This is a genomic window from Halomonas sp. BLK-85 (assembly GCF_044792155.1).
Lineage (GTDB): Bacteria > Pseudomonadota > Gammaproteobacteria > Pseudomonadales > Halomonadaceae > Vreelandella.
In genome coordinates, this window is record NZ_CP087731.1 from 963,610 (window position 1) to 988,531 (window position 24,922).

General features: G+C 56.7%; 21 protein-coding genes and 3 tRNA genes. 15 read left to right on the top strand and 9 right to left on the bottom strand.

Features of this window, described 5'->3' with window-relative positions:
• Positions 1-37: 37 nt before the first annotated feature.
• Both LL947_RS04250 and ovoA read left to right on the top strand, forming a co-directional pair.
• On the top strand, positions 38-1,534 hold the full coding sequence (locus LL947_RS04250; RefSeq protein ID WP_499834062.1) for an amidase: 1,497 nt from the start codon (positions 38-40) through the stop codon (positions 1,532-1,534).
• A gap of 130 nt (positions 1,535-1,664) precedes the next feature.
• Positions 1,665-3,812, top strand: a complete 2,148-nt coding sequence (gene ovoA, locus LL947_RS04255; RefSeq protein WP_499834063.1) for a 5-histidylcysteine sulfoxide synthase — start codon at positions 1,665-1,667, stop codon at positions 3,810-3,812.
• A gap of 16 nt (positions 3,813-3,828) precedes the next feature.
• Here ovoA and LL947_RS04260 read toward each other — a convergent pair whose 3' ends face one another.
• Entirely contained in the window at positions 3,829-4,911 is a 1,083-nt protein-coding gene (locus LL947_RS04260) for an ADP-ribosylglycohydrolase family protein (RefSeq protein WP_499834064.1), read from the bottom strand.
• A 120-nt stretch (positions 4,912-5,031) separates the two neighbouring features.
• Here LL947_RS04260 and thiO point away from each other — a divergent pair, with 120 nt between their 5' ends.
• Entirely contained in the window at positions 5,032-6,138 is a 1,107-nt protein-coding gene (thiO, locus tag LL947_RS04265; RefSeq protein ID WP_499834065.1) for a glycine oxidase ThiO, read from the top strand.
• On the opposite strand, the gene LL947_RS04270 is transcribed toward thiO, so the two are convergent.
• Complete coding sequence (locus tag LL947_RS04270; protein WP_499834066.1) at positions 6,119-7,336, bottom strand: CaiB/BaiF CoA transferase family protein; 1,218 nt, start codon at positions 7,334-7,336, stop codon at positions 6,119-6,121. The genes thiO and LL947_RS04270 overlap by 20 nt on opposite strands.
• Before the next feature lie 176 nt (positions 7,337-7,512).
• On the opposite strand from LL947_RS04270, the gene LL947_RS04275 reads away from it, so the two are divergent.
• Positions 7,513-8,202: a type 1 glutamine amidotransferase domain-containing protein gene (locus tag LL947_RS04275; protein ID WP_290820707.1), complete on the top strand. Its 690-nt coding sequence runs from the start codon at positions 7,513-7,515 to the stop codon at positions 8,200-8,202.
• 144 nt (positions 8,203-8,346) lie between these two features.
• Here LL947_RS04275 and LL947_RS04280 read toward each other — a convergent pair whose 3' ends face one another.
• Positions 8,347-9,684 carry a M20/M25/M40 family metallo-hydrolase gene (locus tag LL947_RS04280; RefSeq protein WP_290820709.1) on the bottom strand — a complete coding sequence of 446 codons (1,338 nt, stop codon included), beginning with the start codon at positions 9,682-9,684 and terminating at the stop codon, positions 8,347-8,349.
• 366 nt (positions 9,685-10,050) lie between these two features.
• Here LL947_RS04280 and LL947_RS04285 point away from each other — a divergent pair, with 366 nt between their 5' ends.
• Positions 10,051-10,992, top strand: coding sequence for an alpha/beta fold hydrolase (locus LL947_RS04285; RefSeq protein WP_499834067.1), 942 nt, complete (start codon positions 10,051-10,053; stop codon positions 10,990-10,992).
• Positions 10,979-12,031, top strand: coding sequence for a patatin-like phospholipase family protein (locus LL947_RS04290; protein ID WP_499834068.1), 1,053 nt, complete (start codon positions 10,979-10,981; stop codon positions 12,029-12,031). Before LL947_RS04285 ends, LL947_RS04290 begins: the two co-directional genes overlap by 14 nt.
• Positions 12,032-12,293: 262 nt before the next feature.
• Here LL947_RS04290 and LL947_RS04295 read toward each other — a convergent pair whose 3' ends face one another.
• Positions 12,294-12,860 carry a Smr/MutS family protein gene (locus LL947_RS04295; RefSeq protein ID WP_290820715.1) on the bottom strand — a complete coding sequence of 189 codons (567 nt, stop codon included), beginning with the start codon at positions 12,858-12,860 and terminating at the stop codon, positions 12,294-12,296.
• Between the two features lie 238 nt (positions 12,861-13,098).
• Here LL947_RS04295 and prmB point away from each other — a divergent pair, with 238 nt between their 5' ends.
• From prmB to phaC, 5 genes are all read left to right on the top strand, one after another.
• The gene (gene prmB, locus LL947_RS04300) at positions 13,099-14,076 is read left to right on the top strand and encodes a 50S ribosomal protein L3 N(5)-glutamine methyltransferase (RefSeq protein ID WP_404416753.1); all 978 of its coding nucleotides are present in this window, start codon (positions 13,099-13,101) and stop codon (positions 14,074-14,076) included.
• A gap of 14 nt (positions 14,077-14,090) precedes the next feature.
• Positions 14,091-15,182, top strand: a complete 1,092-nt coding sequence (aroC, locus tag LL947_RS04305; RefSeq protein WP_290820716.1) for a chorismate synthase — start codon at positions 14,091-14,093, stop codon at positions 15,180-15,182.
• A 110-nt stretch (positions 15,183-15,292) separates the two neighbouring features.
• Positions 15,293-15,727 carry a DUF6489 family protein gene (locus LL947_RS04310; protein ID WP_404416755.1) on the top strand — a complete coding sequence of 145 codons (435 nt, stop codon included), beginning with the start codon at positions 15,293-15,295 and terminating at the stop codon, positions 15,725-15,727.
• Positions 15,728-15,885: 158 nt separating this feature from the next.
• Positions 15,886-16,311: a phasin family protein gene (locus LL947_RS04315; RefSeq protein WP_290820720.1), complete on the top strand. Its 426-nt coding sequence runs from the start codon at positions 15,886-15,888 to the stop codon at positions 16,309-16,311.
• Positions 16,312-16,478: 167 nt separating this feature from the next.
• Positions 16,479-18,341: a class I poly(R)-hydroxyalkanoic acid synthase gene (gene phaC, locus LL947_RS04320; RefSeq protein WP_499834069.1), complete on the top strand. Its 1,863-nt coding sequence runs from the start codon at positions 16,479-16,481 to the stop codon at positions 18,339-18,341.
• A gap of 81 nt (positions 18,342-18,422) precedes the next feature.
• On the opposite strand, the gene lnt is transcribed toward phaC, so the two are convergent.
• From lnt to miaB, 5 genes are all read right to left on the bottom strand, one after another.
• Entirely contained in the window at positions 18,423-19,916 is a 1,494-nt protein-coding gene (gene lnt / locus LL947_RS04325; RefSeq protein ID WP_499834070.1) for an apolipoprotein N-acyltransferase, read from the bottom strand.
• A gap of 50 nt (positions 19,917-19,966) precedes the next feature.
• The gene (locus LL947_RS04330; RefSeq protein WP_404416764.1) at positions 19,967-20,860 is read right to left on the bottom strand and encodes a CorC family transporter; all 894 of its coding nucleotides are present in this window, start codon (positions 20,858-20,860) and stop codon (positions 19,967-19,969) included.
• A 26-nt stretch (positions 20,861-20,886) separates the two neighbouring features.
• Positions 20,887-21,354 carry an rRNA maturation RNase YbeY gene (gene ybeY / locus LL947_RS04335; RefSeq protein ID WP_404416767.1) on the bottom strand — a complete coding sequence of 156 codons (468 nt, stop codon included), beginning with the start codon at positions 21,352-21,354 and terminating at the stop codon, positions 20,887-20,889.
• Complete coding sequence (locus LL947_RS04340; protein WP_499834071.1) at positions 21,351-22,415, bottom strand: PhoH family protein; 1,065 nt, start codon at positions 22,413-22,415, stop codon at positions 21,351-21,353. Before LL947_RS04340 ends, ybeY begins: the two co-directional genes overlap by 4 nt.
• Before the next feature lie 87 nt (positions 22,416-22,502).
• Entirely contained in the window at positions 22,503-23,846 is a 1,344-nt protein-coding gene (miaB, locus tag LL947_RS04345; protein ID WP_290820729.1) for a tRNA (N6-isopentenyl adenosine(37)-C2)-methylthiotransferase MiaB, read from the bottom strand.
• Positions 23,847-24,018: 172 nt separating this feature from the next.
• Here miaB and LL947_RS04350 point away from each other — a divergent pair.
• The 4 genes from LL947_RS04350 to LL947_RS04365 all read left to right on the top strand — a co-directional run bounded on the left by LL947_RS04350 (position 24,019) and on the right by LL947_RS04365 (position 24,832).
• Positions 24,019-24,094 (top strand) — tRNA-Asn (locus tag LL947_RS04350).
• 73 nt (positions 24,095-24,167) lie between these two features.
• Positions 24,168-24,243, top strand: a tRNA-Asn gene (locus LL947_RS04355).
• 25 nt (positions 24,244-24,268) lie between these two features.
• Positions 24,269-24,344, top strand: a tRNA-Asn gene (locus LL947_RS04360).
• A 119-nt stretch (positions 24,345-24,463) separates the two neighbouring features.
• A complete protein-coding gene (locus tag LL947_RS04365; protein ID WP_499834072.1) occupies positions 24,464-24,832 on the top strand; it encodes a metalloregulator ArsR/SmtB family transcription factor in 369 nt (122 codons plus the stop codon).
• The last annotated feature ends 90 nt before the right edge of the window (positions 24,833-24,922 follow it).

Sequence of the window (24,922 nt, forward strand, 5' to 3'; positions counted from 1 at the left end):
GTCGTGAACCTCCTCCTGAAAAAAAGCGAGCCCTGTGATGCATTTCAATGACTACCGGCAATTTGACGCCATCGGCCTTGCTGAGCTGATTCAGCGCGGTGAGGTCAGCCAGAACGAGGTTTTTGCGGCAGCGGTCAACGGTATCGAGGCGCTGAACCCGAGCCTTCATGCGGTGGTGAGAACGCGCTTTGCCAAGGCGCAGCAGGAAAACCAGCAATGCCCAAAAGACTCGGTGTTTGCCGGTGTGCCTACCTTGAGCAAGGATCTGCTGATGGCGATTGACGGCGAGCCGCTGACGTTTGGCAGTGCGGCGCTGTCCGCTTGGTGCCCGAGTGAAGACTCGCTGATTATCCGCCGGGCAAGGGCCGCAGGGCTGGTGGTGATGGGGCAGACCGCTACGCCGGAACTGGGTCTGATGGGCATTACTGAACCCAAGGCCTATCCCCACCCGCAAAACCCCTGGCGGGAAGGCTATTCGCCCGGGGGATCCAGTGGCGGGTCGGCCACGGCAGTGGCCAGTGGCATGGTACCGATTGCTCTGGCGGGGGATGGCGGCGGCTCCATTCGTATTCCGGCCAGTTACTGTGGGCTGTTTGGTTTTAAACCGTCACGCGGACGGGTGCCGTTGGCGCCGCATCACGGTGAAGTGTGGCAGGGTGCAGTGATTGAGCACGCACTGACGCGTAGCGTGCGGGATAGTGCAGCGCTTTTGGAGCATATTAATGGCATGTCCCCCGCCGGCCCTTATCCCATCCCGCGTGAAACCGGTTATGTGGCGGCGTTGACGGCTGCGCCCAGGCCGTTGCGTATTGCGGTGTCGATGGGGGATTTTCTCGGCCAGGGGCTGGGAACCCGGGTCAGCGCGGACGTTAAAACGGCAGTTGAGAAAGTCGCCAAGGCCTTGGAGTCCATGGGCCATGCGGTTGAGTGGTGTTCTCCGTCGGTGGACGGCGATGCCCTGGCGGACAGCTACCTGACGCTTTATCTGGGGCATCTGGCAGCCGATCTGCAGTGGGTCAGCCAGCAGACCGGCGTGGCGGTGTCGCGTCTGGACATTGAGCCTTCCACTCGTGCGATAGGCCGTTTGGGTGCAAGGCTGCTGGCACGGGATTACGAAACAGCCAAGCGCTATTGGCATGTGGCGGCTGAGCAGATGAGCCAGTTCCATCAACGCTATGATGCCTTGATCATGCCGGTCGCAGCGGGTACGGCTCCCAGAATCGGGGAACTTTACCCTTCGCCGGCGCGGGAGCGCTTGATGTCGTTACTGGCCATTCCGGGCGTGCCTGCCCTGGCATTGAAGGCAGGTTTATTAAAACGCCTGGCAACTGATGCTTTACAGTATACGCCTTTTACGCAGCTCGCTAACCTCACCGGGCAGCCCGCCATGTCAGTGCCGTTCCACATGGCGGAAAATGGTTTGCCTGTTGGGGTGCAGGTATTGGGGCGTCTGGGTGATGACAAGCTGATGCTGCAACTGGCCGGTGCTATGGAGCAGCATGAAAATTGGCGTTATGGCGCTTTCACGTCATAGATGGCCTGGCTCTGGATAAAGCGCCGCTTGCGCTTCCCTAAGTAAAATATTTGCCAGTTATACAGCTTTCTTGTACAACTAATGGTAAGTTTTGTAAAAGTAATCAACGGCAAACAAAGGTGTCCCCAAAATGACTTCGACAACACCCACCGCTGAGATGCAAAAGTCACCAGCGGCTGAGCTATTTCCTCGCACCGTCATGCTCGCCGGCCAAGACCCGGAGGCGACGCGAAAAGAGATCGAAGCCTGCTTTACGGCAACCTTCGACCGCTATGAATCGCTGTTTACCACCCTGGTCAGTGAAGAGTCCTACCTTCGCAAGTCAATCCCCCTCAGACACCCGCTGATTTTCTATCTGGGCCATCCCGCCACCTTTTACGTCAACAAACTGGTGCTGGCCAAGCTGCTGCCGTCGCGTATTGACCCCAGGATGGAATCCACCTTTGCCGTTGGCGTGGATGAAATGAGCTGGGATGACCTCAACGAAGATCATTACGAGTGGCCGACGGTGGAAGAGGTCATGGCCTACCGTGGCAAGGTCCGCGCTGCGGTACTGCAGCTGATCCGTGAGTTGCCGCTGACCCTCCCAATTGGCTGGGACAGCCCCTTCTGGCCGATTGTGATGGGCATCGAGCACGAACGGATTCACCTGGAGACGTCGTCAGTACTGATTCGCCAGCAGCTGCTCCACCTGGTCACTCCCCAGGAAGCATGGGAGCCGCTGCGCGTCAGTGGTGAGCCGCCGGAAAACAGTCTGATTACCGTGCCCGGAGGCGAGGTCACCCTGGGCAAGGATTTCGATGATGCCTTTTACGGCTGGGATAACGAGTACGGCCATCACAAGGGTGAAGTCGACGAATTCAAGGCCAGCCAGTTCCTGGTCAGCAACAGTGAATTTCTCGAATTTGTCGAAGCCGGCGGTTACCTGAGCGATGAATTCTGGTCAGAAGAGGGCCTGGGGTGGCGCAACTTTGCCGAGGCCAGGCACCCGACCTTCTGGGTGTGGAAAAACGAGTGGCATCTGCGCCTGATGACCGAAGAAGTGGAAATGCCCTGGGATTGGCCGGTGGAGGTCAACTTCCACGAAGCCAAGGCATTCTGTAACTGGAAGAGCGCCCAGCTCGGCCAGCCGGTGCGCATGCCGACCGAAGATGAGTGGCACCGCTTGGCAGAGGAGGCCGGTGTGTCCGAGCTGGACAGCAATACCCCAGCCAATGCCAACCTGCACCTGGATCACGGCGCCTCTTCCTGCCCGGTCACCCGTTTCCAGCACGGTCAGTGGTTTGATGTGGTGGGCAACGTCTGGCAGTGGATCGAGACGCCGACCTATCCGTTCCCGGGGTTTGATGTTCATCCGCTGTACGATGATTTCACTACGCCGACCTTTGATAACCAGCATAACCTGATCAAGGGCGGTTCCTGGATTTCCTGTGGCAACGAAACGCGCCTGAGCGCCCGCTATGCGTTCCGCCGCCATTTCTTCCAGCACGCCGGTTTCCGCTATGTGGTGTCGGATGCTGAAGTCAAGATGCCCAGCGCCTACTATGAAAGCGATGCCCGCATGGCCGAATACGCTGAGTTCCATTATGGCGATGCGTGGTTCGGGGTTGCCAACTTCCCACAGGCGCTAGCCAACAAGGTGTTGGCCAGTATGGCCGACCGCCAGAAAGCGCGCGCCCTGGATCTGGGCTGCGCGAGCGGGCGCTCCAGCTTCGAATTGGCCCGTGAGTTTGAACACGTGGATGGAGTGGATTTCTCGGCTAACTTTATCCGCCAGGGAGTGGAAATGGCAGAGCAGAAAGTGCTGCGCTATACCCGCGTTGAAGAAGGCGACCTGGTCAGCTATCAGGAGCGCACCCTGGCGAGTCTGGGGCTGGAAGATTCAGCCGAGCGCGTCAGCTTCCATCAGGGGGATGCCTGCAACCTCAAGCCGCAGTTCAACCACTATGATCTGGTGCTGGCCGCCAACCTGATTGATCGCCTGTACAAGCCGTCACAGTTTCTGCAGAGCATCCATGAGCGCATTAATGCCGGCGGTATTCTGATGATTGCCTCGCCCTATACCTGGCTGGAAGAGTACACGCCCAAGGAAGAGTGGATTGGCGGCTTCAAGCGCGACGGGGAGAATGTCACCACCCTGGAAGGCCTGAAGGAACTGCTAGAACCGCACTTCCGGATGATCAGCGAGCCTGAGAAGGTGCCTTTCGTCATCAGAGAGACCATGCATAAATATCAGCATAGCCTCTCGGAAGTGACTCTCTGGGAGCGTCGCGCCTGAAGCCTCTGATGGGCGGCTAGCCCACCAGAGACTCAATCGCCCGGTTAATCGACGCCTGTTCGGTTAACCGGGCATACAGGGTTTCATCAGCCGCTTCCGCGTTGATCAACCCCAGCAAGACGCCTAGTACAGCCCCTCTATGAACGCTGTCACCGCCCACTTCAGCATTGATCTGCAAGGCCTTCATCGGGTTATCGTGGTGTTTGCATGCCAGGTAGAGCACCGCTGGCCAGGCATCCGTGATGTAGCAGGCCGTTGATAGCACCCCACCAATCACTTCCCGCTCGCTATGCTGGCTTTTTATCAGAGTAGTCAGTTCACGCTTTGCCAGGCGGCGGGTGGCGTTAAGCAGCGCTTCCTCTATGTGGTCGTCCGTATCTCTGAACAGCAGGTTGTCGATCAGCTCCACATAGGCATCACACACGTCCGCCAGGAAGGTATCCGGGTGGGTCAGGGCGAGATGCTGACGGCAACGTTTGCGGGTATCCGTCAGGGAAGTGCCTTTCAGGCGTTCACCCATGGCCAGCGGCGCTATGGTGACCAGCCCACCAATCGACGGGGTGTCGTGGGTGACGGCGCCACACTGCTTGGGCGGCAAGCCTTTTTCCAGGTTGGCAAAAAAACCGCGATGGTAGGATTCCGCGTAGGTATCCGGATGGGCGGGCGTTTCTGCTGTCATCAGCTGGATGTAAGCCTCGAGAAAGGCATCGCTGTCATAATGCTGGCCGGGTTCTGCCATGCTGTGCATGAGGGTTAACGCACAGTGGGCATTCAGGGTGTTGTCACCGGGCTGCATGCCCTGATGATAGTGAACATTCGGGCGATTCCAGTAGCCCTGTTTGCCCTTGAGGATGACGTCGCCGACAATCTCGGGCTGCGGGCTGCCGGAGCGCTTGCGGCCGCCGCTGCTTGTGGAGTGCATCGACATGATTGACGACGGATGAAACGCAGGTGGCGCCTCAAAGGTGGTGATGCCGTCTGGAAAGGCGCGGTCAATGTCGTGAACGTTGTAGAACCAGTGGACGGGCATGGCGAGTGCATCGCCTATAAACAGGTTCTTGAGTGCAGCGCTTGCTCGTTCGGTTACCTTGGGGGTCATCTAACGCATCCTCTGGCAGTGTATTGAAAGCAGTGCAGCTATTGACGTTCAGCCCTTGGCCTCGTTGGCATAATTGTGTCGTCCGTGTTTTGTCTCAAGCTTATCAATTTAAGGGATGGTATGAGTGACTTTTTGATTGTGGGCGGTGGTGTCATTGGCATGATGACGGCACTGCAACTGGCCGATAGTGGTTATGATGTCACCCTGTTGGAGCGCGGTGAGACCGGGCGCGAATCGTCCTGGGCAGGCGGTGGCATTGTGTCGCCGCTTTACCCCTGGCGCTACAGTAAGGCGGTGTCCAATCTGTCACGCTGGTCGGAAGGGTTCTACCCAGAGCTTGCCCTGCGTCTGCTGGAAGAAACCGGCATTGACCCGGAATATCGCCAGAAAGGGCTTGTCTACCTGCGCGTGGATGATGAGCAAAACGCCCTGGACTGGGCGCGCCAGGTGGGCAAGCCGCTGGAGCGTGTGGCGGGGGACTTTCTCTACGCCAAAGAACCGAATGCCGCGCCAGGCTGTGATTCGGCGCTGTGGATGCCAACGCTGGGGAGTATTCGTAACCCGCGCCTGGTGCGTGCGCTCAAGGCCCGGCTGATGGCCATGCCGCAGGTCAGTCTGCGCGAAGGTGTCAGCGTGACGGGCTTTGCCCGTCAGGGTGATCGGGTGTTGGGCGTTGAGACATCGGCTGGGCGAATCGAGGCCGATCAGATTATCGTGTGTGGAGGCGCCTGGACGGCAACACTGCTGGCAAGCCTTGATGTGCATCTGCCGGTGCGTCCCGTCAAAGGTCAGATGATTGTCTTCAAGGCCTCGCCGACCCTGGTCAACCGCGTGGTACTGATGGACGGGCGCTATGTGATTCCGCGTGCCGATGGGCGGATATTAGCAGGCTCAACCCTGGAAGAAGCCGGCTTCGACAAGACCCTCAGCGGTGAAGCGCGGGAATCCCTCTGGCACAGCGCCACGCGGATTATTCCAGCGTTGGCCGAGTGTGAGGTGGAACACCACTGGGCCGGATTACGCCCCGGCTCGCCGGACGGTGTGCCCTTTATCGGCCGTTTGCCGGGTGTGGATAACCTGCACGTCAATGCAGGGCATTACCGCAATGGCCTGGTGCTGGCGCCAGCTTCCACCCGCTTGCTGGTCGATCAGCTGCTGGGCCGCACGCCTATTGTCGATCCGTCGCCCTATCTGCCATCTGTCAGCCTTACGGCACCTCCTGAATAATGCCGGCCTGGCGAAGCTTGTTGCGGGTCTGTTGATCAATCCCCAGCTCGTCAAGTACTTCCTCGGTATGCTGGCCAAGGGCTGGCCCGCCGTTACCCAGTCGTCCCGGCGTGGCGCTGAGTCTGGGCAGCACGCCGGGTACCTTGAGCGGCTTGCCGTTGGGGCGGGTAAACGATTGAATCATCTCGCGGGCCAGATAGTGTGGGTCGCTGGCAATATCCGCTGCCGTATAAGGGTAACCGACCGGCACCCGGGCGTTATCCAGCGCTTCGAGGATCTCTTCGCGGGGATGCTGTTCACTCCATGCCTGAATGGCGGCATCGATCCTGTCTGCCTGCTGGCTGCGGCCATCGTTGTGAGCCAGCGCTGGATCATTGGCCAGGTCGTCACGGCCAATCACGCCCATCAGGCGTTTGAAGATGCTGTCGCCGTTACCGGCAATCAACACATAGTCGCCACCCAGGCAAGGGTAGGCATTAGACGGCGTAATGCCGGGAAGAGCGCTGCCGCTGGGTTGGCGAATCTCTCCGCTGGCGTCATATTCCGGTAACAGACTTTCCATCATGGCAAACACGGATTCGTACAGGGCGACGTCAATTTCCTGGCCGAGACCGCTGCGCTGGCGTTCCTGCAGGGCCAGCAGGGTACCAATCACCGCATACAGTGCCGAGAGCGAATCGCCAATGCTGACCCCGACACGCACAGAAGGCTCGTCAGGCTGGCCGGTCAGGTAGCGCAACCCGCCCATGGCTTCGCCTATTACGCCAAAGCCCGGTTTATCGCGGTAAGGGCCTGTCTGGCCGTAGCCTGAAATATGCACCATGATCAGCCGTGGATTAAGCGCTGAAAGGTCTGGCCATCCTAGCCCCCAGTGATCCAGGGTGCCGGGGCGAAAGTTCTCCACCACTACATCGGCTTCACAGGCCAACTGACGGACCAGTGCCTGGCCTTCTTCGCTACGCAGGTCCAGCGCGACAGAGCGCTTGTTGCGGGTTTGAACGTGCCACCAAAGTGAGGTGCCGTCTTCTATCAGCCGCCATTTACGCAGTGGGTCGCCGCTGCCGGGTGGCTCGATCTTGATCACATCAGCGCCAAACTCGCCCAGCATCTTGGTGGCAAAAGGCCCGGCTATCAGTTGGCCAAGTTCGAGAACCTTGAGCCCTTCAAGCGGCAGTTGGCGTGTTTCTGATGATCCCATGGAAAGCTCCTTCTTGTTGGTATCTTGTGGGTGTCGCGCATCAGTATACAACGCAAAAAACCACCGATTGGCAGCCATGCCCTTGTATTCGTCCTGCTCACCTCCATTAAAAAGGTAAGCAATTATTTAATAAAGCTGAATAACTGTTTTCAAGCAGTCAACCTGCAGGAGCATGTATGAGCAAGCAGATTCTGGTCGTCCTGACCTCACACGATCAACTGGGTGACACCGGTAACAAAACCGGCTTCTGGCTGGAAGAGCTGGCCGCCCCTTATTACGTGCTCAAGGATGCGGGCGCGACCCTGACCCTGGCATCACCGAAAGGTGGTCAGCCACCGTTGGACCCGGCCAGTGACGCTGAAGAGAGTCATACAGACGCTACTCGGCGTTTCGAGAAGGATGCTGAGGCCCAGGCGGCGCTGGCGTCTACCCATCGCTTAAGCGAGATGAAGGCTGATGACTTTGATGGGGTCTTCTACCCCGGTGGCCATGGCCCGCTGTGGGATCTGGCGCAGGATGCTGACTCGATCAGCCTGATCGAAGAGTTTATTGCTCAGGGCAAGCCCGTGGCCAGCGTTTGCCACGCGCCGATTGTGCTGGTCAATGCCAAGACCCGTGACGGTCAGCCTTTGGTCAAGGGCCGTGAGGTGACAGGCTTTACCAACGGTGAAGAGGAAGCGGTGGGTCTTACCCAGGTAGTGCCGCACCTGGTGGAAGAGGCACTACAAGCCTGCGGTGGTGTCTACTCCAAGGCGGATGATTTCACTCCCTATGTGCGCGTGGATGGCCAGCTGATTACCGGCCAGAACCCGCCGTCTTCAGCACCCACGGCGGATGCTCTGCTGGCATGGTTTGAAAAGCAGTGAGGGGGTTAAGCGTGAACAGTGAAGGGTGAATAGTCAGTTGCCTTAATTATGTTGTTCCCGCGTGCCCTTAGCGAGAATCACACATCAAAGCCCGCCCTGTTCAAACAGGACGGGCTTTTTTGTTGCGGGTATTTTCAGCGCGGGTTATTTGCCTTTCTTGGTCTTTTTGCCCTTGCTGTCTTTGGGCGCCGGCGTCTCTTTTTTAGCGCTTATTTGGGGTTCTTCCTTGTCGTCCTCGTCGGGCTTGGCGCTGCCCTGGTGAGCAAGCGGGCTGGCCTTATCCAGGCGCGGGTGGTTATCCAGAAACTCGCGCTTGAGGTCCTTGATATCATCCAGCGATTTGATGGTGTGGGTCAGGGCATGAATGGCAGCCAGCACGTCCTGAGTGTTACCCGTTTCTGAAATGGTGTGCATGTTGCGAATCGGAAAGCCGATGGACGTGGCGGCGCTGTCGACGGAAGCGAGTACACCGGCCATGCCGTCGGTACCCGTATCCACACCGACCATATCGCGCTGCATGGGGATGTCATGATCACTGGCGGCCTTGGCAATCACCCGGTTGAGTTGCTCGCTGGCAATGGAGCCCACGGCCATGGTGAAGCCTTTGCCCATCTCCAGCGGCTGCATGCGCTTGTCGCCAATGCCCGGTGCGGCAACATAGTCATGGTTAACATCAACGCCAATCAGTGCATCCGGCTTTAGCTCACCCGCAAACACGCGGCTACCAAAGCGGCCGATTTCCTCGTAGCTGGCGATTGCAAACATGACGCGCACCTGCTGGGTGCCGCCGGCTTCGGCAATCAGACGTGCCACCTCAGCCGTGACAAAGCAACCCAGACCGTTATCCAGGTAGGCACCGTAGAAGGTGTCGGGGCTGAAGCCGCGCCGGATGGGACGATCAAAAATGATGGAGTCGCCCGGACGGACGCCAAGGTTAAGCACCTGCTGCTTTTTGTTCTCGCCGTGAATCTGCAGGTCAAGGTAGATCTGCTCTTTCCTGATGCCTTTTTCACCGGTGCGCACCGCCGGGTCAGAGAAGTGGATGGCGCCGAGGGCTTCTACCGTACCGCCTTCAATGCTGCGGTAGCTGCCCGGCGCTTCCGGGTCTTCACTGAACAGCTTGACCTCATGGCCAATCAACACGGTGGGCAGGAAGGAATCGGTATTGATCCAGATCTTGCCGTCTTCACCAATCGAGCGCACTTGCATGCGAATCTTGTCGGCGTGACCGATGATCATCAGCTTGAACATGTCATCCTGGCCTGGATGGGTGTCAAGCACGACCCCCGCGTTTCCGCGAAACTGGTGCAGTTGCCAGCTTTTCGGTGCAAAGCTGTCGAAATAGGGTTTCAGTACGCCATAGGTCATCGCACCTTCAAGCCCCACGGGGCTGGGGGCAGCGAGAATGTCGTGCATCAGCTTGAACTGCTTTTCCGGCATGGGCGTTGCCCAGGGCTGGGTGCTTGCGCTGCGTTCGCTCATTACAACCTTCTCCTTGATCGTATGCCGATAGTGAAAAACGGCAAGGTGATTTAACCTTTACAGTGTGCCAGACAACGGTGTTGCTTGCCTTGTCTATCTTGCGGTAACCGGGCGCACCGCTAAACGCCGGATTGACGTGGGTAATGGTGTGCCGTCGCGTTAACGGGCAAGCCAGATACCAACCACGACGGCACTGATGACAGTGACAAGAAAGATCCAGTTACGGGTGCGGTTATCACGGCGCTGGTTCATAAAAGCCTCTTGCAGTTTAAAAATGAGCCAAAGTCGAGTTTGCTGATTATGTCTGGCGGAGCCAATAATGGTAGCGATTCGCTATCTCAACGTCACCTGCAAATGAGTATGCAAATGGGAGATACCCGGTCTTTGGAAACAAGGTTATCAGCCGATTCACCGCAAGCGCTAACCCTGAGTGGAGGGCGTTTGGCAGCGCTGAGCTGGGGCAGCTCTTCAGCGCCGACCTGGCTGGCGCTGCATGGCTGGCTGGATAACGCTGCCAGTTTCAGCCGTCTGGCACCGCGACTTGTCAACACTCTGGGGGTACGTATTGTTGCGCTGGATTTTCGCGGGCACGGCTATTCAGCCAGCCTGGCGCAATCGTCATCTGGATCTCAGGACATTGCGCTGTGGGACTATTGCCATGATGTGCTGGATGTCATGCAAGCTCTTGGCCTTGAACAGGTAAGCTTGCTGGCGCATTCCATGGGGGCCGCGGTCAGTTGCCTGCTGGCTTCAGCCTTGCCTGAGCGGGTTAAGCAGTTGATGTTACTCGATGGGTTAGGGGCCTTGAGTACACCCTCTGAAGCAACGGCTGACCAGTTGGGCAAGGGATTGCTGGCCCATCGGCGGCCTGCATCAGATCCGCCACGTTATTCAGGGCTGGAAAGTGCTGTTGCGGCCAGGGTCGCCGGTGGCGTTACGCCTATTGATGCCGACACGGCAAGGCCATTAGTAGCGCGTAATAGCTATATCGGTAGCGACGGTGGCTGCTACCTGCGTACTGACAGGCGCCTGATGAAGCCTTCATTGGTGCGGTTTACGCCTGACCAGGTATTGGCGCTTTTAAATGCAATACGCTGCCCGGTACTCCTGATTGAAGGCGATAAGGGTATTCTGGGTAACAAGCCCTGGGCAGAGCGCTGTCGTCGTGCTGTTGCCGACCTCAGCCGTCATGTGCTGGTAGGCGGCCATCATCTGCACCTGGAAAAACACACGGTTGACCAGGTTGCTGCCGTCATTGTCCAACATCAGAATCTTCGAAAGGAAGCGCTTAATCATGCAATCTCATGAACTATCCACCCAGCAGGACTCACCGGCAGCGCAACGGGAGAAACTGCCTCAGGCGGGTAACAAGGTCGCCCTGATATTGGGCAGTGGTGGAGCGCGTGGCTATGCGCACATTGGCGTGATCGATGCCCTGGAAGCCCGCGGCTATGAGGTGATCGCGATTGCCGGTTGCTCCATGGGTGCCCTGGTGGGGGGCGTCTATGCTGCGGGTAAGCTGGAGGAATATCGCGATTGGGTGTGCCAGCTTGACTACCTCGATGTCCTTAAACTGGTGGATGTCACCTGGAGCCCGATGGGCGCCATGCGCGCCAACAAGGTCATGCAGAAACTCGAAAGCCTGATCGGCGACACGCTGATCGAGGATCTTGCGATACCGCTGACCACTGTCGCCACTGACCTGGTGCGTCAGCGCGAAGTCTGGTTTCAGGATGGCGCGCTGCTGCAGGCCATTCGCGCTTCCATTGCAGTGCCAGGCGTGATTACTCCGGTGCATCTGGGGGATCAGGTGCTGGTGGATGGCGGCCTGCTCAACCCCTTGCCGATCATGCCGGTGATTGCCGCCCATGAGGCGGATTTGGTGTTAGCGGTGAATGTTACCGCTCACACGCCACAACCGGTGACGCTGGAGTCCTTGTTGCCGGCAACAGCCGATGTTGCCAAAGCGGGTGCTGTTTCATCAGATGGCACAGAAAATAACGCTGAAGACGAAGACAGCAGCAGCTGGGTTGACGACGTGCGCGAAACGACCCAGCGGCTCTGGAAAGGGCTGGGTAACTTCGGCGGTGAGGATGACGCCGACGCTGAAGAGCGCGGCAAGCGTGACTGGGGCAAGCTGGATATGGTGATGGAGTCTTTTGATATTACCCAGGCAGCGCTGGCCAAGTACAAAGTGGCGGGCTACCCACCGGATATCCTGATTGAAGTGCCCAAAACCGTGTGCAGTGCCTATGAGTTCCACCGCGCCAAGGAGTTGATCCAGCTGGGCCAGATGCTGACAGATGAAGCGCTCAACAAGCATTGCCCGGTCAAAACGGGAGACTAGGGCCTGTTGACGTTTCATCGCGAACCGCTTTGCTGCGCCAAAGAGCGTCAGGCAAGGCGCGACACGACGGCAATGGTGGTGCCCTTACCGAGTGGCGCAACGCCGCATGGCGTTCTTTGGCGCGCAACCCGAAGGGACAGGGCCCTTTTGGTACAGCCCTGCGTTGTTCGTCGCTGATTGGGAGCCACCCAACCACGCTCCTCACGCCTTGCTCTGCACCAAAAGGACCTATGTCGCGGCCGTGATGAAACGTCAACAGGCCCTAGTGCCCTTTACGGCGTAAAAGCACATAGAGAGCGCCGGTGCCGCCATCGATGTCAGTGGCCGAGCAGAAAGCCAGTACGCCCGGCCATTCACGCAGCCAGGTATTGGTATGGCTTTTAAGCACCGGGTAGTCGGCATCAGTACCCCAGGCCTTGCCGTGTACGATCAGCACGCTGCGCATCCGCTGGTTGATAGCATCACGTAAAAAGCCTTCCAACTGATGCCGCGCCTCTTCCAGCGTATAGCCATGCAGATCGAGGCCTGCCTGCCAGGCCAGCTGGCCACGCTTCAACTGGCTGAAGGTGCGCCAGGGCAGATCCGGGACGCTGAACTCAAGGTATTCTGAAGGGCGAACGGCTTCAACGCGGCCATCAGAGGTGCGCCCATTGGTCTGCAATACCTGGTTTTCAACCGCGGCACGGCGGCGCGCCTCGTGGGCCGGTTGCTGCTGCCTGGGACGACCTGGGTCGGCGCGGTTAGTGGTGATGCGACGAACGCCCGCTGTTTCCAGCGCATGGCGAAAGACACTGATCTCTTCCTCTTGGGGCGTATGGCGACGAGTCATGGCGTGCTCTGATGGAAACGGGCGTAAAATTTGATTGTTAACAGTCTTACCAAAGAGTGCTGCTTGAAAACGTTCGTGAAAAGCGCTGTTTCAGGGCAACGCTTTAAAACTCTGTTAAAAAACATGGCAACCTACAGTATAGCGAGATTAACGCTGCTGTGAACCGGCTGGAGTGAAAGGTACAATCAGCGTTATATCGCTTACTCACATGTGATGTCACCATTAATCAGGAGCCTTTGTGGCCACGTTATATTCCACAGAACTAGCCGACCATGCTACGACCCGCACCTCGACGCTGTGTCTGAGTGATGTTGAACTGGCACAGGAACTCTTCACGTTGCGGGACTATCTGCGCTGGGCGGCTAGCGAATTTCATCTCGCCGGGTTGTATTATGGCCATGGTACCCAGTCCGCCTGGGATGAAGCAGTCGCGCTTTGCCTGGGGGCATTGCACCTGCCCTGGAACGTGGATCCCGCGGTGCTGGAGGCGCGTCTACTGCCTATGGAGCGCAGTCGTATCGTGGCATTGACCCGGGCGCGAATCCAGTCACGCCGTCCGCTGCCCTACCTGCTTGGTGAGGCGTTTTTTGCTGGCTACCCGTTCAATGTGGATGAGCGTGTGCTGATTCCGCGTTCACCCATGGGCGAGTTGATTGAAGACGGTTTTGCTGCCTGGTTCCCGGAGGAACCGCCAGAGCGGGTACTCGACCTGTGTACCGGTTCTGGCTGTATCGGGATTGCCACGGCGCTGTATCTGCCTACCTGCGAAGTCACTCTGGCGGACATCAGCCAGGAGGCGCTGGGTGTCGCCCGAGAGAATATCACTCGCCACGCTGTGGGTGACCGCGTTCGTGCGGTTGAATCCGATGTGTTTGCCAATCTGGCCGGCCAGCGCTTTGATCTGATTGTCTCCAACCCGCCTTATGTGGATAGTCGTGACCTGGCCACCATGCCGGCTGAATTTCGCCATGAGCCTGATCTGGCGTTGGGGGCAGGCAGCGATGGTCTGGATATCGTCCGCCAGATCCTGCGTGATGCCCGAACGCATCTCAGCGATGACGGCTGGCTGATTGTTGAGGTGGGCAACTCCGACCGTCATCTTGAGCAAGCATTTCCCCATGTGCCATTTATGTGGCTTGAATTCGAGCGCGGTGGCCAGGGCGTATTTGCTCTGAGCGCCGCAGAACTCGACGCCCATGCGGCGTCTTTTGCGTAAAGGAAATAACGCCCATGTCCGGCAATACAATTGGCAAACTGTTTACCGTTACGACCTTTGGTGAAAGCCATGGCGTCGCGCTTGGCGCCGTAGTGGATGGCTGTCCGCCGGGGGTCATGATCAGTGAGGCGGACCTGCAGCGTGATCTGGATCGTCGACGCCCCGGCAGTTCCCGGCATACCACGCAGCGCAAGGAGCCCGACCAGGTGCGGATCCTTTCCGGTGTGTTTGAAGGCATGACGACCGGCGCCTCGATCGGGCTCTTGATTGAAAATACTGATCAGCGTTCCAAGGACTATTCAAAGATCAAGGATCAGTTTCGTCCGGCTCACGCAGATTACACCTACCATCATAAATATGGCCATAGAGACTATCGCGGTGGAGGACGATCCAGCGCCCGTGAGACGGCCATGCGCGTGGCGGCGGGTGCGATTGCCAAACAGTTTCTGGCCAGCCAGGGGGTTCAGGTGCGCGGCTACATGAGCCAGCTCGGGCCGATCAAGATCGACTTCAAGACCTGGGATAGCGTCGATGACAACGCTTTTTTCAGCCCTGATCCAGCCAAGGTGCCAGCGCTTGAAGCTTATATGGATCAGCTGCGTCGTGATCAGGATTCTGTGGGTGCCGAGGTGACCGTTATAGCGGAAGGTGTGCCAGTAGGGCTGGGCGAGCCGGTATTTGATCGCCTGGATGCAGAACTGGCTCATAGCCTGATGAGCATCAATGCGGTCAAGGGCATCGAGATCGGCGATGGTTTTGCCAGCATTGACCAGCGTGGTAGCGCCCATCGTGATGAAATGGCGCCTGAAGGCTTTCTGACCAACCATGCCGGTGGTGTGCTCGGGGGGATCTCCAGTGGCCAACCGATCATTGCCCGCTTGGCCCTCAAGCCAACGTCAAGCATCACCACGCCTGGACGCTCTATCGATATCCACGGCGAGCCTGTCGAGGTGGTGACCAAGGGGCGTCACGACCCTTGTGTCGGGATACGGGCGACGCCGATTGCTGAAGCCATGATGGCTATTACACTAATGGACCACTGGCTTCGCCAGCGTGGCCAGAATGCCCATGTCAAAGTGGATACGCCGCGCCTGGATCAGTGCTGAAAAGTACTCGGCCCATAGCGTTGACAGCCGAGTGTCATGCACGTGTCATCCGCAGCGGTGAAACTGAGATTTGACTGCTACACTCTGGGTAGAGCGATAAGGAGCCGCCGATGAAGATTAATGTTGAATTTGATCTGACCCCTGATGAATTTCGTCGAGCGCTGGGTCTGCCTGATGTTGAAGCCTTCCAGAAAAATCTGCTGGACAATATTCAACGCCAGATGGAGTCCGGCGTTGAAGGCTATGATCCGATGAGCCTGATGAGCCCTTTCATGCAGCAACCCATGATGCAGCAGGGGCTATCCCAAGGGCTTTCGAATTTTGGCACTTATCAACAGATGATGCTGGATATGCTGCGCCAGGCCGGGAATACCCGCGATGGCTCAGACAACAATGCCAGCGAACGTTCCGCTGCCAGCGATAAAGGATCATCAGGTAATGATAGCGGCAAAGCCGGTCGTGGCAGTCAGCCAAGCAGTAATAACAAGAGCAAAGCCGGAACGGCGTCAGCCAGTTCGCGCGCCAAGCGGTCAAGTAAGGACTAGACTTGTCAACACAGCAGGCGGGATTTGGACTTGAAGTGGATTTGTTGCAATGCAATAAATTAGCAGGTACTATTTTTGCAGTGCAGCAAATACCGGTTTGACGCTGCTTCTGATTTTGACGTTTCACTCAGGTTGTTCCTAGAAAAGGGGTATCAAAGATGCAAGACAAGATGATGGATGCTTTCAACACGCAAACCCGCCAGATGTTCGAGCCGATGCGTAAGGTTAACTCGCTGATGCTTAACAACATGGAAAAAATGACCCAGTACCAGCTGGAAGCCATGAAGCGTTACAGCCAGATGGGTACCGATCGCATGCGCAGCGCCAGCGAAATTGACGATGCTGACGACCTGCGCGAATTTGCTGCCAAGCAGGCGGAAATGCTTAACGAGCTTTCCCAGCAAATGCAGGAAGATGCGAAGACCATGGGCGAGATGAGCATGGAATTTAAAACTGAAATGGAAAAACTGTTCAGCGAAGCCACTCAGCAGATGAATGATCAGGTCAACACGGCTGCCGCCAAGAAAGGCGAGACATCCGCCAAGGCCACAAGCCAGTCATCACGTGGCAACTCAAAAAGCTGAATAAATGTTTGCACGGCGCCAGATCAACGGCGCCGTGCCTGTTTTGTCTGTTAAAAAACACTCGCCTTCCCAAGGTTGGTGTTTTTTAGCGTGACGAAGAGAATTACGGTCAATGGTCTATGCGCAATGGTGTGTGATGTGCTTGCCATAAGAGTGGGAGAGTAAGTATGCAATCAGGATGGGAAATGCCATCTCAGGTCGATATGGATGCCTGGAATACCCAGTTGAAAGACATTGGGGAGCAGTATCAGGGATTGATGCAGGATCTGATGGCGCGTATGGCGCCCAGCGACGCTGCCGATTCGGTTCATAAGGACATGCGCGAAAGTTTCGAGGCCGGTGCGCAGGCACTGATGCAGAACCCCACGCTCCTATGGCAAACCCAGGCACGTCTACTGCAGGATCAATGGCTATTGTGGCAGCAGAATGCCAGGGCCATGGCCGGCGAAAACGTTGACCCCTTGATCAAGCCTGCCAAGGGTGATCGCCGTTTCAAGGACGAAGCCTGGACCAAGGAACCTCAATACCTGGCCATCATGCAGCAATACCTGCTATTTGCCCAACTGGTTCAGGAACTGATCGACAATCTGGATGGGCTGGATGAGACGCATAAACATCATCTTCAGTTCTATGCCCGTCAACTGGTTAATGCCATGGCGCCTACCAATTTTGTGGCGACCAACCCGGAAGTCATGCGGCGCACGATAGAGACTCGTGGCCAGAATCTGGTCGATGGCTTGGCCCTTCTGCGTGAGGACCTTTCCAACTCCGCCGAAGGAATCAATGTGCGCATGACTGACCGTTCCGCTTTTGCGGTCGGTGAGAACATCGCAGTCACGCCAGGTTCTGTCGTGTATGAAAACGAGCTGATCCAGCTGATTCAATACACGCCCACCACGGAGCAAACCTTCAAGACGCCGCTGCTTGTCGTTCCGCCCTGGATCAACAAGTATTACATTCTTGATTTGCGTCAGGATAACTCCATGGTCAAGTGGCTGGTTGATCAGGGGCACACCGTCTTTCTGATTTCCTGGCGCAATCCTGGGCCAGCTCAGCGCGATGTTACCTGGGCAGACTACATGCAGATGGGCCCGATCAGCGCCATTGAAGCCATTGAACAGGCTTGTGGTGAAAAGTCGGTCAACCTGTTGAGCTATTGCGTAGGTGGTACGCTAACGGCATCCACTGTGGCCTATCTGACCAGCACTCGCCGCGGGCGCAAGGTGAAATCTGTCACTTACATGGCGACCCTTCAGGATTTCCGTGATCCGGGGGATATTGGTGTTTTCCTAAACGAAAGCGTCATTGAAGGTATTGAAAAAACTCTGGAGTCAAAAGGCTATCTGGACGGCCGGTCAATGGCATACACCTTCAACCTGCTGAAGGAAAATGACCTGTTCTGGTCTTTCTACGTCAACAACTATCTGAAAGGCGAGCCCCCAGCGGCTTTTGATCTGCTCTACTGGAATACGGATGGCACCAATCTGCCCGCCGGCACCCATGCCTGGTACCTGCGCCATATGTATCTGGAAAACCGTCTGGTGGAACCCGGTGGCATTGAACTGGATGGCGTCAAGATCGATTTACGCAAGATTTCCGTGCCCAGCTACTATGTTTCCACCAAGGAAGACCATATTGCCAAGTGGAACAGTACCTACTATGGCGCCTTGCTCCCAAAAGGGCCGGTGACTTTCGTGCTGGGGGGGTCGGGTCATATTGCCGGTATTGTTAATCCGCCGCACAAGAATAAATATGGTTACTGGACCAACAGCGAACTGCCTGACAACCACGAAGACTGGATGGCGGGAGCAGAAGCCAATGAAGGTTCCTGGTGGCCCCACTGGCAGTCATGGATGGTGGATAATGGCTATGTCGACCAGGAAAAAATGGTGGCTGTACGCCAGCCGGGTGATGGCGAACTGCCGATTATCGAGGCTGCGCCCGGACGTTACGTGCGCCAGACAATTCCTGAAATCATCAATGCGGATGAAGAGGCTACTAAAACGGCCAGCGCTAACAGTAGCCGCTGAAGCGTCTACCCGTCACTGTTCTCAGTGATGCGTTCTCGCAAGTACTGCCAAAAGGGCGCCCTCAGGGGCGCCTTGTCTGTTTCAGGGCCTGTTAATGCCTTTTCCTGTCTCCCTTAGGCGTAGTGAAGCGAGCACTAGCAGACCGGCCAGCAGCCAGACTGGCCAGCTACCCAGCTGAGTGAAAGGCGTCAGGCCCTGCATGGCATGGAACTCACCGGTCAGGGTGGTGGTTTCAAACTGGGGCGCGCGCCGGGTTATCTGGCCTTGCGGGTCGATGATGACGGTAATCCCATTGCTGGTAGCGCGCAGCACATAGCGGCCGTTTTCCAGCGCACGAAGGCGTGCCATCTGTAGATGCTGGTGGGGGCCAATTGAGCGGCCGAACCAGGTGTCGTTGGAGATGGTAATGATGGCCTGGCTGTTGCGTGCCCGCTTGGCCACCAACTGAGGGTAGATGATCTCATAGCAGATGGCGTTGCCAAGGGAAATGCCTGCCGCCTGCATGGGTGGCTGTTGGTCCGGCCCGGGTGTGATGAAGGAAGTGGGCAGGTCAAAGAAGCTGATCAAACCGCGCAGTAGGCTTTCCAGAGGCAGGTATTCCCCAAAGGGTACCAGGTGCTCTTTCTGATAATCGCCTTCCACGTTTCCCACCCCGATCATCCCATTAAAAAAACGCTGGTTCTGTTCATCCTGTTGCAGGATGCCGGTGACCAGTGCCGTGCCGGTGGGTAGGCCGGACTGTATCTGCTCAAGTACCGGTAGCGCCTGGTTTTCCAGCATGGGCAGGGCGGTTTCTGGCCAGATAATCAGTTCAACGTCATCGCTGATAGCCTGGGTCTGTCGGGTGTAGGTGGCAACGGCTTCGCGCTGGCCGTCAGCGGTCCATTTGATCAATTGGGGCAGGTTGCCCTGCACCATGGCGACCTGGGTGGGCTGTTCACTGGGGGTCGTCCATTGGGTGGGCAGGACGAAGGGTGTCAACCAGATAGCCGCAAGGGGCGCGATAGCCCACAGGCGGCGTTTGATCAGTAGCGTAATCAATAAGGCGCCACTGAAGGCGACCAGAAGCGACAAGAGATAAACGCCACCGATAGGTGCCCAGGCTGCCAGGGGTGAGTCGACAAAGCCGCTGCCAAGCAGTAGCCAGGGAAAGCCGGTAAACAGATAAGTGCGAAGTACCTCGGCCAACACCCAGATGCCTGCAAACCCGAGTAGCGTGTAGCGCGGCGAGGTAAAGCGCCGGTAGGCCCACAGCATGGCAGCAAAAAATAACGCCAGTGCAAACACGAACAGGGCCGTGAGAAAACCGGCAAGCAGGGGGCCGGTATGGCCATAATCATGGATGGAAACGTACACCCAGGAGGCCCCGCTGGCAAACAGCGCCAGGCCGTAAACCATACCCTTGAGCGCAGCGTGAGCAGGTGATAGTGCGTGACTGCCCCAGTACACGAGTGCAGCGGCCAAGGGGCCCAGCCACCAGAGTTCGAAAGGCGAGGCGGTCAGTGTGGTAAATCCCCCGGCCATAACGGCAGCCAGAAGCTGCCAGCCCAGGCGAGGTGAGGATCCGGTAGGCATCAATGACTATCCTTATCGATAGACGCGGTCGACCTGAGGCGTGTCATCTCTCAACCTGGTTGACTGATGACGTCTTCTTCATTGCTGCTGTCGTCGAAGTGAACGTCAAGCAGGCGAATACGCCGATTGTCTGCATTCATTACCACAAAGTGCCAACCGCCGAGAGACGTCTGTTCGCCGCGCCGGGGCAGGTGGCCAAACTGCTGCATGACCAGGCCGCCTACAGTATCGAACTCGTCGTCAGAAAACCGGGTGTTGAAACGTTCGTTGAAATCTTCAATAGGGGTCAGGGCACGAACGGCAAAATGGCCATCTTCAAGCGCGCGGATATCATCTTCTTCATCCGTGTCGTGTTCATCTTCGATATCGCCGACAATCTGCTCAAGAATATCTTCAATGGTGATAATGCCTGCCGTACCGCCGTATTCATCCACCACAATGGCCATATGGTTGTGGGTATCACGAAATTCTTTCAGCAGGCTGTTAAGGCGTTTGGATTCAGGGATAAACATGGCCGGGCGAGTGATGTTCTCCAGCTGGAAAGCATCCCGCTGTGCCTGGGTCTGTGAGAGCAGGGGCAACAGATCCTTGACCAGCACAATGCCTTTGACATCGTCAAGGTTCTCACCAATGACCGGGTAACGCGAGTGGCCGGTTTCCTGAATGAGCGGCAGGTAGTCGTCACTGGCCTGGTCGATCGGAATGGCAGCAACCTGGGAGCGGGGAATCAGGATCTCACGCACCTGTTGATCACTTATCTGCAACGCCCCTTCAATGATCATCATGGCATCCTGATCAAGTTTCAAGCGGCCGGCCGTGTGGCGCAGAAAGGCCATCAGCTCTTCTCTTGAACTGGGCTCATCGTTGTCCCCCGTCAAGGCACCGAACAGCTTATCAAGCCAGGATTTTTGAGGGGGGGCGATGCTCGATCGGTCTTCGCTCATACGGTTGATCTCTTGTTTTGATAACGTTACTGCATTTCAATCAGATACGGATCAGGAATATCCAACCTGGCCAGCAAACGGCGCTCAAGCTGCTCCATGGTCTCGGCGTCGTCGTCTTCCATGTGATCATAACCCAATAAATGCAGAGTGCCGTGTATGACCATATGCGCATAATGCTGCATCAGCGGTTTTTGCTGTTGCGTTGCTTCCCGAGCGACGACACTCTGGCAGATGATCAGGTCGCCAAGTAACGGTAGCTCAATACCCGGGGGGGCTTCAAAGGGAAAAGACAGCACATTGGTCGGCCTGTTCTTGTCACGGTATTCAGCGTTGAGCGCCTGGCTTTCATCCGCATCAACGATGCGGATGGTTACTTCGAAACGGTGCTCCTCCGGATGATGCTCAAGCACTGTTGTCACCCAGCGCTCAAGCTGAGCTGTCTCGGGCACTTGCGTGGCGTCTGTCGCCAGCTGATAGTCAATCAACGCCGTCACTGAAGGGAGTCCTCACGTTTTTGCAGACGCTCTTCCCGGGCTTGCTGGCGCTCCTCGCGAACGGCGCGTTCCTTGGCTTCCTGCTCGGATTCGAAGCTGTCATAGGCTTCGATGATCCGCTGGACAAGCGGGTGACGAACGACGTCCTTGGCAGCAAAGTGGGTTACGCCTATCCCTGGGGTGTCCTTGAGGACCTCAAGCACCTGAATTAACCCGGAACGCTGGCCTCGGGGCAAATCCACCTGGGTCACGTCACCGGTAATCACCGCCGTGGAGCCGAACCCGATGCGGGTCAGGAACATCTTCATCTGCTCAGGGGTGGTGTTCTGACTTTCATCCAGGATGATGTAGGCGTTGTTCAGGGTGCGTCCGCGCATATAGGCCAGCGGCGCAATTTCAATCACCTGACGTTCGATCAGTTTGGCCACCTGCTCGAAACCGATCATCTCATACAGGGCATCGTAGAGTGGACGCAGGTAGGGGTCGATTTTCTGGGCCAGATCGCCAGGCAGAAAGCCCAGCTTCTCGCCGGCTTCAACGGCTGGACGAACCAGCAGGATGCGTCGCACTTCCTGCTGGTTCAGCGCTTCAACGGCGGCCGCCACGGCCAGGTATGTCTTGCCCGTACCCGCCGGGCCAATTCCGAAGTTGATATCGTGTTCACGAATGCTGGACACGTAGCGCTGCTGATTCATCCCGCGGGGTTTGATCATGGTGCGCGGCGTGCGCATGATGACCTCACCCTCTTCCGGTTCCTCTTCCTCGGCAAGCGCTTCAAGCCCGGATTCCTGCAGGAAAAGGTGGACGGTATCCGGATCAAGCTCGTTGGCCGCCGTTTCCCGATAAAGGTGCTCAAGTACATTGGCAGCCGCCTTGATGCGGTTGGTATCACCTGCCAGCTGGAAGATGTTGCCGCGGTTACGCAGGGTGACGTCCAGACGGCTTTCAATCAGTTTAAGGTGCTCATCCTGCTGACCGCACAGGCTGGCGAGCCGCTGCGGATCATTGGGTTCAAGGCTGAGCGTGATGATGCGATTGGCCTGAGATGATGGCTGGCTCAAGAGTAAGAAACCCGTTGGTTAATGAGTGTGATGTCCAGCTTACTGCCCCGAGTGGCCTCGGGGCAATTGCCTGAGTGATGAGAGTTATTAATAACGCTCTGCCGATGCAAGCTCACCGCGCAGGGAGTTGGGTAATGCCTCGGTAATATCGACATCGACAAAATAGCCGATCAGTTCTGTCGGGTTGGCCGCACGAAAGTTCACAACGCGATTATTTTCCGTACGCCCGGAAAGCTGGCCCGGGTCTTTGGGAGAAAACCCGCTGACCAGAATACGCTGGCGACTACCCACCATGCGGCGGCTGATCTGCTGGGTATGCTGGATAATCCGCTCCTGCAGGATGGCAAGTCGCTGTTTTTTGACTTCATCCGGGGTGTCATCGTCAAGGGATGCGGCTGGTGTGCCGGGGCGGGCGGAATAGACAAAACTGAATGAATGGTCAAAGCCAATCTTGTGAATCAGGTTCATGGTGGCTTCAAAGTCTTCCTCAGTTTCGCCCGGGAAGCCAATGATGAAATCCGAAGAGAAACTGATATCCGGACGGTTGGCGCGAATACGCTCCATCTTGTCGATATATGCCTGGGCTGTATGGCCGCGTTTCATGGCGCTCAGAATGCGGTCAGAACCGGACTGGACAGGCAAGTGCAGGTGGCTGACCAGCTCTGGAATCTCTGCATAGGCATCGACCAGACTGTCTGTGAATTCAACCGGGTGAGAAGTCGTGAAACGAATCCTGTCAATACCATCAACGGCAGCAACACAGGCAATCAGTTCTGCCAGGTCGATTTCATCACCGTCGTCGTTCTCGCCCCGGTAGGCATTGACGTTCTGGCCTAGCAGGTTGACTTCACGTACTCCTTGATCTGCCAGATGGAGGATCTCATCCATTACCGCTTCAAAAGGGCGTGAAACTTCCTCACCACGGGTGTAGGGGACGACACAGAAGGTGCAGTACTTGGAGCAACCTTCCATGATTGAAACAAACGCCGTTGCGCCATCTGAAGATGGTTGTGGCAGGTGATCGAATTTCTCGATTTCAGGAAAGGTGACATCCACAGCGGCTATCTGGTTATTGCGCTTGGCTTCCAGCATCCCGGGAACGCGATGAAGTGTCTGAGGGCCAAAGACCATGTCGACATGGGGTGCGCGCTTGCGTAACGCCTCACCTTCCTGGCTGGCCACGCAGCCACCAACGCCAATGACCAGATCCGGGTTGGCGTCCTTGAGTTTTTTCCAGCGGCCAAGCTGATGAAAGACCTTTTCCTGCGCTTTCTCGCGAATAGAGCAGGTATTGAGCAGAATGACATCAGCGTCAAGCTCGTTATCCGTGAGCTCCATCTGATGTGATTCGCCAAGCAGGTCTGCCATGCGTGACGAGTCATACTCGTTCATTTGGCAGCCGTGTGTTTTGATGAAGAGTTTCTTCGTCATCGGTACCTGTCATCTATGGGTCGTCGGGTGACGAGGATGAATGGTGGTGCGGCGGTGCCGCGACGTTGAAATGTTATTATACGGGCACAGTAAAGCCGGGGCTAGCGTTGGAATAAATCGAGACTTGACCATGGCATTTGTATGGGTATACTACGCACCGTGTTTAGGTAGTTCCCTGATAGCTCAGTTGGTAGAGCAAATGACTGTTAATCATTGGGTCGCAGGTTCGAGTCCTGCTCAGGGAGCCAACACTGCCCTTGCAATTGCGTCATCCGTTCAAATGGTAAACCGCTGACGGGTCACGCAACCTATGTCGAATGTTCCTCGATAGCTCAGTTGGTAGAGCAAATGACTGTTAATCATTGGGTCGCAGGTTCGAGTCCTGCTCGAGGAGCCAACATTCTCATACGCGTCACGGTAATTCCCCGATAGCTCAGTTGGTAGAGCAAATGACTGTTAATCATTGGGTCGCAGGTTCGAGTCCTGCTCGGGGAGCCAACCGTTATTCCCTCGTTTTTCCCGTTTTCCTGCTTTTTTCATGATTATCTTGCCCTGGGCAGGCGTTCAATTCGCTATACTCATTGCCTGCTGCCGTTTGTGAAAGGTTGGATGATTCCATGAAAGCCTCGACGTCATTAACGCTAACGCCATTACAGCTCTTTAAATGCCTGAGTGACGATACGCGGCTGTCACTGGTGCTATTGATTGCTCAGGAAGGCGAACTTTGTGTGTGTGAAATGACTTATGCCCTTGATCTTTCACAACCCAAAGTCTCTCGCCATCTGGCCCAGTTGCGCCAGTGTGGCCTGCTTCGCGATCAGCGCGATGGTCAGTGGGTATATTACCGCCTTGCATCCGGCTTGCCTGTTTGGGGGCACGCAATGATTGAAGCCGGCCAGGCGGGTGAGCAACCGCGTATGGAAAAGCTGACCCGTCGGCTTCGGGCCATGGGTGATCGTCCTGGTCGTCGCGCTGTTTTCTGTTAAGGCTTGAGCGTCTGAAGCTATCGCCTGCCAAAAAAAACCGAGGCCGCAGGGCCTCGGTCAATGGGCATTATAAAAGCGTCAGATAAAGCG